The organism is Anaerobacillus sp. MEB173, from assembly GCF_052119505.1.
GTDB lineage: Bacteria > Bacillota > Bacilli > Bacillales > JBJMAU01 > JBJMAU01.
In genome coordinates, this window is sequence record NZ_JBJMAU010000009.1 from 25,729 (window position 1) to 38,083 (window position 12,355).

Annotated in this window: 11 protein-coding genes and 1 other annotated feature; of the genes, 7 read left to right on the forward strand and 4 right to left on the reverse strand. The window is 35.0% G+C overall.

All coding sequences use genetic code 11. From position 1 onward, the window contains the following. The first annotated feature begins 108 nt into the window (after window positions 1-108). The 3 genes from ACJ2A9_RS16470 to ACJ2A9_RS16480 all read left to right on the forward strand — a co-directional run bounded on the left by ACJ2A9_RS16470 (window position 109) and on the right by ACJ2A9_RS16480 (window position 4,443). Entirely contained in the window at window positions 109-2,262 is a 2,154-nt protein-coding gene (locus tag ACJ2A9_RS16470; protein WP_441422773.1) for a DNA topoisomerase III, read from the forward strand. Window positions 2,263-2,336: 74 nt separating this feature from the next. Then, window positions 2,337-3,185, forward strand: coding sequence for a DUF2268 domain-containing protein (locus ACJ2A9_RS16475; protein WP_441422774.1), 849 nt, complete (start codon window positions 2,337-2,339; stop codon window positions 3,183-3,185). Window positions 3,186-3,696: 511 nt separating this feature from the next. Continuing rightward, on the forward strand, window positions 3,697-4,443 hold the full coding sequence (locus ACJ2A9_RS16480; protein WP_441422775.1) for a DUF3603 family protein: 747 nt from the start codon (window positions 3,697-3,699) through the stop codon (window positions 4,441-4,443). A gap of 174 nt (window positions 4,444-4,617) precedes the next feature. Here ACJ2A9_RS16480 and trpS read toward each other — a convergent pair whose 3' ends face one another. Continuing rightward, window positions 4,618-5,610, reverse strand: a complete 993-nt coding sequence (trpS, locus tag ACJ2A9_RS16485) for a tryptophan--tRNA ligase (RefSeq protein WP_441422776.1) — start codon at window positions 5,608-5,610, stop codon at window positions 4,618-4,620. Window positions 5,611-5,668: 58 nt separating this feature from the next. Further along, window positions 5,669-5,910, reverse strand: a binding site (T-box leader). Between the two features lie 281 nt (window positions 5,911-6,191). On the opposite strand from trpS, the gene ACJ2A9_RS16490 reads away from it, so the two are divergent. Next, window positions 6,192-7,334 carry a dicarboxylate/amino acid:cation symporter gene (locus ACJ2A9_RS16490; protein WP_441422777.1) on the forward strand — a complete coding sequence of 381 codons (1,143 nt, stop codon included), beginning with the start codon at window positions 6,192-6,194 and terminating at the stop codon, window positions 7,332-7,334. A 366-nt stretch (window positions 7,335-7,700) separates the two neighbouring features. Then, on the forward strand, window positions 7,701-8,258 hold the full coding sequence (locus tag ACJ2A9_RS16495) for a TlpA disulfide reductase family protein (RefSeq protein WP_441422778.1): 558 nt from the start codon (window positions 7,701-7,703) through the stop codon (window positions 8,256-8,258). Between the two features lie 156 nt (window positions 8,259-8,414). Here ACJ2A9_RS16495 and ACJ2A9_RS16500 read toward each other — a convergent pair whose 3' ends face one another. Further along, a complete protein-coding gene (locus ACJ2A9_RS16500) occupies window positions 8,415-9,422 on the reverse strand; it encodes a sodium:calcium antiporter (protein WP_441422779.1) in 1,008 nt (335 codons plus the stop codon). Between the two features lie 358 nt (window positions 9,423-9,780). After that, on the reverse strand, window positions 9,781-10,320 hold the full coding sequence (locus ACJ2A9_RS16505) for an HD domain-containing protein (protein WP_441422780.1): 540 nt from the start codon (window positions 10,318-10,320) through the stop codon (window positions 9,781-9,783). Window positions 10,321-10,523: 203 nt separating this feature from the next. Here ACJ2A9_RS16505 and ACJ2A9_RS16510 point away from each other — a divergent pair, with 203 nt between their 5' ends. Then, window positions 10,524-10,760, forward strand: coding sequence for an excisionase family DNA-binding protein (locus tag ACJ2A9_RS16510; protein ID WP_441422781.1), 237 nt, complete (start codon window positions 10,524-10,526; stop codon window positions 10,758-10,760). A 68-nt stretch (window positions 10,761-10,828) separates the two neighbouring features. Further along, entirely contained in the window at window positions 10,829-12,046 is a 1,218-nt protein-coding gene (locus ACJ2A9_RS16515) for a putative glycoside hydrolase (RefSeq protein WP_441422782.1), read from the forward strand. Between the two features lie 104 nt (window positions 12,047-12,150). Here the strand turns inward: ACJ2A9_RS16515 and ACJ2A9_RS16520 are convergent, their stop codons facing one another. Beyond that, window positions 12,151-12,330, reverse strand: a complete 180-nt coding sequence (locus ACJ2A9_RS16520; RefSeq protein WP_441422783.1) for a hypothetical protein — start codon at window positions 12,328-12,330, stop codon at window positions 12,151-12,153. Between the last annotated feature and the right edge of the window lie 25 nt (window positions 12,331-12,355).

Here is a 12,355-nt window from a genome sequence, read left to right on the forward strand (position 1 = left end):
CACCTTACTTTTTTTACTGGTGATTACCATAAAATTAGCTTACAATTGGTTAGGAATCAAGTTATGCTGAAAGATTACAGGCAGAAATATAAGATATGAGGGTAAAATATGAAACTGATTATTGCTGAAAAGCCAGATCAAGGGGCTAAATTAGCGGCCCCTTTTAAGAGTAAGAAGCATCAGGGATACATTGAGATTTTTGCTAACTCAATCTTTCCTCAAGGTGCTTATATTACATGGGCTGTTGGACATATTTGTCAATTGTTAAACCCAGAGGAATATGATCCGTCCTGGAAAAAATGGTCGATGAATAACCTGCCTATTATCCCCGCTAAGTTTCAATATAAAGTGATGCGTTCAAAAGGTAAACAATTTCAATTGATCAAGAAGCTACTGCATTCGCCAAAAGTTACAGAAATTATTATTGCGGGTGATGCAGGCAGGGAAGGTGAACTGATTGTGCGTACGATTGTTCATCTTTGTAAAGTGCAAAAGCCGATGAAGCGTTTATGGATTTCATCACTAACAGAAAACGCAGTGAAGCAAGGGTTTCAACGATTGCTTGATGAGAGTGAGACGAGAAACCTCTATTATGAAGCATACAGTCGAGCATGTGCTGACTGGCTTATTGGGATGAATGCTTCACGTATTTATACACTGCTTTTAAAGGAAAAAGAAATTTCTGATGTTTTTTCAGTTGGAAGGGTGCAAACACCAACATTGGCATTAATCGTAAAGAGAGAAGAAGAAATTCTCCAATTTACTCCAGAATTATTTTGGGAAGTACTCGCCTCTTTTACTATTAATGGGATGCAGTATGAAGGGAAATGGGAAAATGATAAAGGGGACTCACGGATAAAAGAAAGGCAAATGGCTGAAGCGATTTCTGCTTTTTGTCATGATAAAGATGCTGAGGTTTCTAAGTTAAAACAAGAACGAAAAGAATTTCTTCCCCCATATTTATTTAATTTATCGACGCTGCAAGCGAGTGCGAATAAAGCGTTTAAATTTTCACCCAAGAAAACGTTAGATATTGCACAGAAGCTTTATGTGAAAGGTATTCTATCTTATCCACGAACAGATTCTAACTTTGTAACAAAAGGTGAAGGAGAAATGTTCCCGCATATCCTGAAGCAATTAAATCAATTTGCTGATTATAAACCATTCTTTCCTCTGCCAAATGAATCGATCTTACATAATAAAAGGTATGTTAATGAAAAAAAAGTAACGGATCACTATGCAATTATTCCAACAGAACAAGTAATAGACCCAAGTAAGTTATCAGGAGATGAAAGGAAGATTTATGATCTCGTTGTCCGACGGTTAATTGCAGCCCATTATGATAAAGCCATCTTTGATTATACAACGATAGAAACATTGGTTGATCACCGTGCGAAGTTTGTATCAAAGGGAAAACAATTGATACAGCAAGGGTGGAGAAAAGTTCTCTTTCATCAAGAAAAAGAAGATAATGCTGTCCTGTTGCCAAACGTAGGAGAAGGCGATAATGGAAATGTAGTTGAAGTGAAAATAAAAGATGGAAAAACACAACCTCCTAAACGGTATACTGAAGGACAATTGATCACATTAATGAAAACTGCCGGAAAATATATCGAAAATGAAGAACTAGAAAAAGTTCTACAAAAAACAGAAGGCCTTGGAACAGAGGCAACTCGGGCAGGAATTATAACGATTTTAAAAGACCGAAAATATATAGAGGTTAATAAAAATCAAGTATATGCGACGGATAAGGGAAGGGTACTCATTAGGGCCATTGGTGATAAAATCCTTGCCTCTCCAGAAATGACAGCAAAATGGGAACAGCGTTTGAGCGAAATAGGTGAAGGAAAAGCAGCTCCCGTTTCATTTATCGAAGCAACAAAAAAACTTTCAATGAAAATCATTGATGATGCTAGAAAAACTGTCACGCAATGGGATTTTTCTAATCTTGAAATAGAGCAGATCCAACGAAAACCAAAAACAAAAGCAAAAAAAAGTCTCGGGTTGTGTAAAATGTGTGGTGGAAAAGTGATTGATAAAGGGACTTTTTATGGCTGCTTAAATTATTCAAAAACAAAATGTACGTTTTCTGTTTCTAAAATCATTTTAGGCAAAAAGATCACACAGGCTAATGTTAAGCGGTTATTAACAGATGGAAAGACTGATAAGATAAAAGATTTAAAGAAAGATGAAAAAACTTTCGATGCTTACTTAATATGGGATGAGAAGGAGCAAAGAATAAGGTTTAACATAGCGGAGTAATAATAGTCTATCTAATCACGTTAATCATAGAGTTTCATACACTATGAGAAGAAAGTGAAAAGGGTGGATAAACAATGCCAGTCATTGAAACAGATCAAATCATCAAGAATTTTATTGACGAATCTGGAAGAAAAGGATGGGGAAATGATTTTGTTATTCAATTTAAAACAATCATTTTTCCTTTATTAACTTACTTTCCGCAAAGATCACCTGCTGAAGTACATCATTACTTATTAGATTCTGGATTATTTCAGCCTGATGGGGTTGAAAGTGTTAACCAATGGTATGAAAAAATGAAGCATGAAAAAATTTATCAGAATGTAAAAAAAAGATATATTGAACTTAAAAAGCAATGGGAAGGTCCAAGTGTTAATATCATCATTTTACCAATTGAGCAGAGGAACGAAATGATGATGAAGAGCCTAGGTGGAAAAATGGGGTTAGGCTTTCAGGATAAAGTTATTCTTTTTTTATCTAGGGACATTTCCAAGCGAGAAGTTGGTGTTTTATTAACTCATGAATATAATCATGCTTGTCGTTTATCATTTCTTAATAAAAGCAGTCATACTCTTACACTTCTAGACTCAATATTAATTGAAGGATTAGCAGAAAATGCTGTAGAACAAAAGTATGGAAAGCAATTTCTTGGTCCGTGGGTGGAATTATATTCAAAAAAAGAAGCACTGGACTATTGGAGAAAAATCTTCCTTCCTTTCTTATCAATGAGGGGGAAGGAAAAACATCATCAATACTTATACGGAAGTAATAAAAGTGATCTTCCAAAATGGATTGGCTATAGTATTGGGTACCATATTGTATCGTCAATAATAGAATTTAATCCCGGACTAACAGTAAAGCAACTATTATACACATCTTCAGATAAACTTCTAAAATGGTCAAAATTTCCGAGTGCTACTGTCTGATGTCTGCCTTTGCAGACATCTTTTTTTATAATTTTTTTTATAATCTTAAAGGACATTCCGTTTTCTTAATCGAAGTTCTTACTATCTAAACAGCGTAGTCTATCATACAGATCTTCACAAAGGCGGGGGTTATTATGAGATGTTATCGTTCCCCAAAAAATAGGCAGAAGCCTTATGGGTATCGATGGGACAAGCTATGATTATACGCTTTTTTGTTCTCTTAATTGGATTTGGTTTAGCTGTTTCAGGTGGTGTTAGTATGATAGCCTATTTAAATTTGCTACTCACGGGCTACAACTATAAAGATTATGCGCTTTTTCTGACAACTAGAATTGAATTTTATATATTTATTTTTGGCATTCTTCTTATATGGGGAAGTATATACTTTCCATCTTCTTCTTCGCGGGATCATTCAAAATTTCAATAGGTTTTATATAGTATTAGTGGAATAAATTGTATTGCCTCTGACCATACTGTTTACAAACATACAAAGGTAAGGAGGCTAATTTTTATGGTCGACATGCGGGATGTTTGGATCAATTGGTTTGAAGGGGAAGAAAATGGCTATAATGTTTGTGAATTTTTTGAGTGGAGAAATGATGATAAAATTGAGCTTTTAGACCAAGTAGTAGTTGTGAAAATAACAAGTGATCTTTTTTACCACATTGAAAACAACTTAGCAGAATTACCAGATGAATTATTAAATGATGTGTATCAGAAAAGTTATTTAAGAAAAAACAACCAAAGAATCCAACTTGATTACTGTTTTATAGCTACTGATGGTCATGGGATTATTGCTGTAGACACGCTTGGGTATAAGACCCCAATTAGAAAAAGTCGTTTAACACCACGGCAAGAACAAATTGTCTATGAACTTGTAGAAAATCTTGATTCTAAAGAGTACCCAATAGACGGGCTTGATTTAGGAAAAGAGTATCATTCGCTTTCCTTAAACCCTGCTTACATGAATGGACTGACAAGAAAAGAACGACAATTAAAACAGCTGTTATTTATGGCACTTGACCAGCTGTATTCAACCAGAAATGTAGCTGAGGTACGTTATTGGTATACAGAATGGCAACCAACGAAATACTCAGAAATCCATTCAATGAGTTTTGAAGAAGTGTGGGAGTCTCTTTATGAGGAATTAAAACATGGTTGGACAAATCAACATTATCACCTTTGTGAGGCGATCGTAAAAGGACAACCATTCTTTGAAAAACTGTGGGAGCTTGAGCATGGTGAAAGCGTTAAATAGTTAATAGTTGAAAGTTAATGTAAAAAGAAAGCTTATCGGTTGATAGGCTTTCTTTTAATTTAGAATTGAGAATGTAGAATTTAGAATTAGGTGATTGTAGTTTTTGAAAGTTATTTTTAGTGCTTCAATGAAGTACCTTTAAACAATTCTAAATTCTACATTTTAAATTTAAGCTTATTTCCTTCTCTTACGCCCAAGTCCCATTGCACGTTCTGCTTTTTCAAGGGTTTTCCTTGCGACACGGTTGGCTTTTTCGGCACCTTGATCAAGGATGTTATCTAATTCTTCTGACTGTAGAAGTTCATTGTATCTTTCTTGAATAGGTCGGAGTGCATCAACGACGATAGCAGCTAAATCAGCTTTGAACTCTCCATATCCTTTTCCATCATACAGTGATTCAATTTCTTCAATTGTTTTGCCAGAACAAAGCGAGTAGATTGTCATTAAGTTTGAAACAGCAGGTTTTTCTTCTTTGTTATATTTAATTATGCCGTCTGAATCAGTAACAGCACTTTTAATTTTTTTAATGATTACCTTTTCGTCATCTAACATTGATATGTAACTTTTAGGGTTAGGATTCGACTTACTCATTTTCTTTGAAGGATCAGTTAAAGACATTATTCTCGCCCCGACTTTTGGAATGCTTACTTCAGGAATCGTAAAAATATCATTATATTTTTTGTTAAATCGTTCAGCTAGGTCTCTTGTTAACTCTAAGTGCTGTTTTTGGTCTTCACCGACCGGTACGATATCAGTGTTATATAATAAAATGTCTGCAGCCATTAAAGGTGGATAGGTTAATAAAGCAGCTGAAACGGCCTCTTTACCAGCAGATTTATCCTTGAATTGTGTCATGCGCTCTAACTCTCCAATGTACGAAACGCATTGCATAATCCACCCTAGTTGAGCATGTGCAGGAACTTCAGACTGAATAAAAAGAGTTGCTTTATTTGGGTCGATGCCAACTGCTAAGTATAATGCTGCTAAACTTCGAATATTTTCACGTAATTTCAAGCGATCTTGAGGTACAGTAATTGCATGTTGATCGACAATGCAAAAATAGCAATTATTATCGTTTTGAAGCTCAACAAAGTGCTTCATAGCCCCTAAATAGTTTCCAAGCGTTAAAGTACCACTAGGTTGAATGCCAGAGAAGATTGTTTTCATGTAAATTCATCCTTTCAAAATCTAATAAATATAAAAAAGCCCATTCGTCACCCAATACTGTAGGGACGAATGGACCGCGTTGCCACCCTAATTAATCTATTCAAAAATAGAATCACTCAAGCCGTACATAAGTTATACGGTGTCCATGGTATCGTATGGACAAATACGCCAAAGCCTACTCATTGCTTTTCGGTTTAGATGCTCGAAAGCCCATTCCATTCCATTCCTCTACCTGTTTACACCGACCACAGGCTCTCTGTAAGATTCCTAAAATGTACTCTTCTTTGTCATTGCATATATATATTCTGCTAATATTATACAAAATCATATTTCATTGTGCAAATGTTCACATCAAAAATACACATCGCGGAAAAGATATATAATATATTTCTGTTTGTAATAATTTTGGTAAAATAATTCTATTAATTAGTAATAATGTATATTTACAGAAAAAATAATTTAATTAATTATTCTGAAATCATTAAAAATTATTGAGTTTTACGAATTTCCATGTAAAATAAATATGTGCACTTGTCCTTTGAGTGTAGACAAAAGAGAGAAAAAGATAGGGAGGTCAGAAAATGAAGTTAGTTTTAAAATTAATCGCTGGTATTATTTTAGGTATTCTTATTGGTTTAGTAGCACCAGATTTTATTACTCGCATTCTTATTACGATTAAAGTCATATTTGGTAGCTTCATCAGTTTCGTAATTCCTTTTATTATCCTCTTCTTTATTGCAAGTGGTGTGGCGGGATTAGGGAAAAAATCAGGTCGTTTAGTTGGTATGACTGTAGGAACTGCATATGTATCTACCGTTGTAGCGGGTCTACTTGCGTTCTTTGTAGCAGTTACAATCATTCCGATGATCTCAACAGCAAATGAATCTGTCGCTGAAGGTACAGCTTTAGAGCCATTTCTTTCGATTGAAATTGCTCCATTGATGGGGGTTGTTACAGCATTAGTTACAGCATTTGTATTTGGAATTGGAATCTCCAAAGCAGAGAGTATGACATTGAAGAAAGTTGTCGATGAAGGGAAGGACATTATTGATTTAGTCATAGCAAAAATTATTATTCCTTTATTGCCGATTTACATTGGAGCTATCTTTGCTGAATTAGCAGCAGAAGGTACAGTTTTTGAAACGTTAAAAGTCTTTGGTGTTGTTTTATTATTAGCGATTGTTACACATTGGGTTTGGTTATTGATTCAATATGTCGTTGCAGGATCAATTAGTAAGAAAAATCCATTTGTTTTATTAAAGAATATGCTTCCTGCTTATTTCACTGCAATAGGAACGATGAGTAGTGCGGCAACAATTCCTGTAACGCTACGCTCTGTAAAAAACAATGGGGTTAAAGAAAATATCGCTAACTTTGGGGTGCCGTTATCAGCTACAATTCACTTATCTGGTAGTGTAATTACAATTGTAACATGTACAGTTGCTGTAATGATGTTATCAACGGATATGGGGATCCCAACGATCGGTCAAATGCTTCCTGTCATCTTTATGTTAGGGATTATTATGATTGCGGCGCCAGGTGTTCCTGGTGGAGCTATTATGGCTGCGCTTGGAATCCTAACATCGATGTTAGGTTTTTCAGAAGCTGCTATTGGTTTAATGATTGCATTATATATGGCGCAAGACAGCTTTGGAACGGCAACAAACGTTACTGGAGATGGGGCAATCAACCTAATAATTGATAAATATTCTTCTGATAAATAATTTGCATCGTTATTATTTTCCTGGGAAATAAAGCGGATTTTGACGAAATAAGCGAGTAGGACTATTGGTCTTTACTCGCTTTTTGTTTGCGTTGCCAGATACGGACGAGATAGAGGGGGACAGTGATGAGTAATAACAATCCGAGAATGGTAGAATTTATTGTGTTTGCTTTGTACGAAAAGAGGATATAGCCGGAAGTGATAAGGAGTAACACGAATAGAAGATATTGCAAGTTAGGAAGTTTCACTTTGCACCCCATTATATAAGATTATAGACCTTGTACATGATTTCTGAAATATTTTCATATAAATATTAACATAATGATAATGTAAGGGCTCGATAACTTCAACTATAGTGGAGGGTTATATGAATCGGCGTAATGCATTTTTTTCACTGACTATATTTTTTCTGATGTTTATTGTTGGGGTGTTATATGAAAGATCAGACACAGTGTTAAAAAATTTAGAGATGGCTGTGGCTGCGTCAACGAATGAAGGAGCTCAGGTTGGAAATGTTGCTGTTGATTTTACCTTGCTTAATACAAAAGGGGAGACCGTTTCTTTAACTGATTATAAGGGGAAAACGGTGTTACTGAATTTTTTTGCGACTTGGTGTGGACCTTGTCTGGAAGAAATGCCAGCACTGGTTGAACTTGATAAGCGACTATCTGACGAAGAACTGATAATTTTAGGTGTTAATTTAACAAAGCAAGAGCGGAATGCAAATGATGTCCGACCTTTTTTAGATCACTTTCATGCAGAATTTGATGTTGTTTTTGATGTTGAAGGTAAAGTGATGGAGAATTATCAACTGATAGGTATTCCTACTAGTGTTATCATTAATGAAAAGGGAAAAATTATTGCAAGAATTAATGGGATGTTAACTGCAGAGCAAGTAATGGAAATAGTACAAAATAATATGTAAATGCATTTTTCTTGTTTCTTTTTTTGTGACGTCTTACTGAACTATAAGATGAGCATACCCGTTTCATATTGGGTATTGATTGTTAAGGTGTAACGATTCTTTTATTTTTGCATAAGATAAAAGGCGACCATTAATTGATCGCCCTTTACTTTAAATTTAATAAGAGAATATTAGATAACTAGAGATAAAGTAAATCATGACAAGCAATGCTGATGGAATCCAGTAAGGAAGAATAGAGTGAAATTTAACTCGTAGTAGCGAATAAAGAACAATAACACTCAGGATAATGATTCCAATTGACGTAATTTGATTAACTGGTGAAACTGCTGAAAGAATTGCACCTTGCTGATAGAAAGCATCAGCGCCAATTAAAATGAGAACATTAAAAATGTTACTTCCAAGAATTGAACCGATTGCTAAATTATAGTTTCGTAGTTGGCACGCAATGAGAACAGCGATGGCTTCAGGTAATGATGTGGTTGCAGCAATAAGAAAACTACCAACGAAACTTGAGCCTAAACCAGTAATAACTGCAATTTGATCTCCGGTTAGAGTTAACAATGTACCAGAACCGAGTATGACAATTGCACCAATAATAAAGCCAATGATGGCTCTCTTGATCGAGATAGCTGATGTATTGTGGAGATCCTCATCTTCATCAACTGGTGCTAAACTAGCTGCAACCTCTACCTCATGACGATTGCGTTGTTGACGTGTAATTAAATACATACCTAACCCATAGATAAGTATAAGAATAAGCGAATCAATGCCCATACCAAGTAATGTAACATCGACTTTTGTTACAAATGAGAGCAGTATAATAATAGATAACAAGAGTCCGATTGAAATTGTGTAAAGATGATCGGAAGAAGCATGCTTAAATATTTCCTGTTTACGATAATAAAGGTCAAAACTAGCAAGAATGAGTAAATTGAATAAATTACTGCCTAGAACATTAGCAACAGCAATATCAGGATTATTAATAACAATAGCAGATAAGCTAGTCGTAACTTCTGGTAAAGAAGTAGCACCTGCTAACAGAAAAGTCCCTACAATCATTCCGCCAAGTGCAGTCCGCTCACTTAATACGTCGGCATAGGTAGATAGTTTAATAGCTGCAATAACTGTTAGAATTGCTGCAAGTAGAAAAAGAAAAAATATCATTGATTAATCCTCCTTATAGTTACAAAAAGAAAAAGACCCTTTTATGAAAGGACTTCAAATAATTGAAGAATTTTCATAAAAAGGTCTTGCGTACTTTGCGTGTGTACAAAGCTTAATGAACCGAGTGAATTTCTTCACTGACATGACGACTCATTAACCAAGTGGTCGCTACTCCCCTTTTTGGGCTATTCTTTTATTTAAAAATAATTTATCATAGGTGATATTTAATGTCAATAGGATGATTATAACAGTCAGTTATTTGTTTAACTTTATCATGCTTAAATAAACTGGCCAAAAATCAACATCTGTTTTTATCTCCGCCCAAAATAAAAAAACAGAGGGAACTGCCCCTCTACTATTATACAGATTCTTTGTAATTTTCATTTTGTAATAATGCTTTTTCTACGCATTCATCCAGACGATTCATTAATTTTATTGCTCTTTCATCATCGATTTGTCGATAGTGATGATTACCAGATGGTTCTTCGTCAGCTTCATCAGCTAGTGCAACAACCTTTTGTAGAGGGTCTAAATGCAATCGGCCTTCTGGTAAATAAGAGTCCGTATGGAGTAAAATAGCAAGGGCTATTTTTTTTGCGTTTGATGGATGTTCACCTAAGCGTATCAGCAATTTATGAGCACGCTCAGCGCCTTTAATGGCATGGATATCATTTTCTTTGTATAATTGAAGGTCCCATTCTCCGTTCCGATACCATGTATAATGGCCGATATCATGAAGGAAAGCCGCTTTTGTAGCTAAATCAGGGTCTACATTATATTGTTTAGAGAGAGATAAAGCATGATACGAAGCGGCAATAGCGTGCGCGAGACCAGAACGTTTTATATATTTTTGTGCAATTGGGTGTAGTAATAGTTGTGTAAGTGTTACTTTTCTCATATCATGTCCCTCCAGTCAGAGTAGTATTGGAAGAAAATATAACTCGTTTTTTGTATATTTTTATAATTATATAATTTTATTATATTATAGTCAAGGTAAAAAGGTGAAAAGGGAAATGGAAATTAAAATTTGTATGAATTATGTTCATGATTACAGGTGTGTTCTGTATATACTATTGGTAAAATAGTATAGGAGGAGGAGTGATGTTTTTGTATGTAACAATTGAACAGTTAGCGCAGTACTTACAACTGCCGGAGGATTATTTACTCGATCAAATTTACTTTGGACATTTAAGGGCTATTCATGATGGTGAACAATACTTGGTTAATCAAGACCAATTTAAATGGCACAAGGAACAAATTGAAAAATGTATTGAGCAATGGAAAAATAGCCAAGATGATCCGATCCCTGAAGATATCGATGTAAAAGATGAGGACTAAACATCATTGTATAATCTCCGCATTTTCTATTTATTATTACTATAATTTATAAGAAAGATGTGAGTACAATGGGGAAAAATACTGTAAGGGTTGCTGGTATAAGTGTATTAATTGTGTTACTATTTTCGATATTTAGTGTTGCACATGCAAACGAAACAAAAAATGCAACAATGCACCATTTTAAAAAATCAGAAATCAGATTACTGGAATTACCGGATAAATTGCCACGTTTTTTCTTTGATACCGGCTTAACCTTTGAATATCCTGATGCTGTGAGAGGGATATATGTAACAGCAAATTCTGCTGGCGGAGATAAATTTTCTAGTTTACTTGATTTAGTAACGACAACAGAATTAAATGCTATGGTGATAGATATTAAAGATGATAATGGCTATTTAACTTATATACCTGGAGAAGATTCACCTTATAATGATATTTCCAAAAACTTTATAAAAGATCCACATAAATTACTAAAAACATTAGAAGAGCATAAAATCTATCCAATTGCACGTATTGTTGTGTTTAAGGATTCCTTCTTGGCTGAAAAAAAGCCAGAGTTAAGTTTTGTAGATAACGGTAAGGTTTGGAAGAATGGTCGTGGAGAAGCTTTTGTAAACCCCTTTCTTCGAGAAGTGTGGGATTATAATGTCGGTATTGCCAAAATGGCAGCTGAATTAGGCTTTAAAGAAATTCAATTTGATTATGTTCGCTTTCCTGAAGGATTTGAGCGAAGAGATCAAGTATTAACGTATAACCAAGGTGAATATGGTCAAGGGGATAAAGATAATGTTCAGAAGAGAGTGGATGCAGTTACTGATTTTGTCGCGTATGCGCGTGATCAACTCGCCTATTATGACATTGATGTAAGCGTTGATATCTTCGGTTATTCTGCAACGATTCCAGAAGCACCGGGAATCGGACAGAATTTCTCTAGAATCTCTGATAATGTAGATGTCATTTCTTCGATGATTTATCCTAGCCATTGGACTTCTTATTTTGGAATAAATAAACCGGATCTTTATCCGTACGAACTAGTAACTGAATATGCCAAAGTGGAGAAGAATGTATTATCGGAGCTTGAAACTCCACCGGTTTCCAGACCGTGGTTGCAAGACTTTACCGCTTCATGGTTAGGTTCAGGAAATTACAAAAAGTATGGAAAGGCAGAGGTTGAGGCTCAAATTAAGGCTTTATATGAAAATGGCATAAATGAATTTTTATTATGGAATGCCGGTAACAGTTATACTCCAAATGTTGATTATATGATTGGAAAAAAAGTCGAATAATAGAAAAAGGGATGTCTCATAAGTGACAGCAGCTCTCCTCGTAGCCGAGGTGACTGTTACTTTGATTGAGACATCCCATTTTAGATAGACAAGAGTATGTAGTCTTAGCTTCTTCCGCCAACCTTTTTCCATCCTGCACTTGTATCCGCAGTTTTGTTTGTAAAACGACCTTTTTTACCACCAAATAAAAGGTGGCCAATACCATTGACTATTTCGCCCATAAAGGCCATTCCACCTACAACTAATAGTGCTAAAATTAAAAAGTCTATAAAAAATCCCGGCATTATACATCCTCCTTACGATAGGATC

What these genes read in the sequence shown, in the direction of transcription:
- ACJ2A9_RS16470 (WP_441422773.1), top strand. Translation starts at nt 109, where the DNA reads ATGAAACTGATTATTGCTGAAAAGCCAGATCAAGGGGCTAAATTAGCG.
- ACJ2A9_RS16515 (WP_441422782.1), top strand. Translation starts at nt 10,829, where the DNA reads ATGGGGAAAAATACTGTAAGGGTTGCTGGTATAAGTGTATTAATTGTG.
- ACJ2A9_RS16495 (WP_441422778.1), top strand. Translation starts at nt 7,701, where the DNA reads ATGAATCGGCGTAATGCATTTTTTTCACTGACTATATTTTTTCTGATG.
- ACJ2A9_RS16510 (WP_441422781.1), top strand. Translation starts at nt 10,524, where the DNA reads ATGTTTTTGTATGTAACAATTGAACAGTTAGCGCAGTACTTACAACTG.
- ACJ2A9_RS16520 (WP_441422783.1), bottom strand. Translation starts at nt 12,330, where the DNA reads ATGCCGGGATTTTTTATAGACTTTTTAATTTTAGCACTATTAGTTGTA.
- ACJ2A9_RS16490 (WP_441422777.1), top strand. Translation starts at nt 6,192, where the DNA reads ATGAAGTTAGTTTTAAAATTAATCGCTGGTATTATTTTAGGTATTCTT.
- trpS (WP_441422776.1), bottom strand. Translation starts at nt 5,610, where the DNA reads ATGAAAACAATCTTCTCTGGCATTCAACCTAGTGGTACTTTAACGCTT.
- ACJ2A9_RS16475 (WP_441422774.1), top strand. Translation starts at nt 2,337, where the DNA reads ATGCCAGTCATTGAAACAGATCAAATCATCAAGAATTTTATTGACGAA.
- ACJ2A9_RS16480 (WP_441422775.1), top strand. Translation starts at nt 3,697, where the DNA reads ATGGTCGACATGCGGGATGTTTGGATCAATTGGTTTGAAGGGGAAGAA.
- ACJ2A9_RS16500 (WP_441422779.1), bottom strand. Translation starts at nt 9,422, where the DNA reads ATGATATTTTTTCTTTTTCTACTTGCAGCAATTCTAACAGTTATTGCA.
- ACJ2A9_RS16505 (WP_441422780.1), bottom strand. Translation starts at nt 10,320, where the DNA reads ATGAGAAAAGTAACACTTACACAACTATTACTACACCCAATTGCACAA.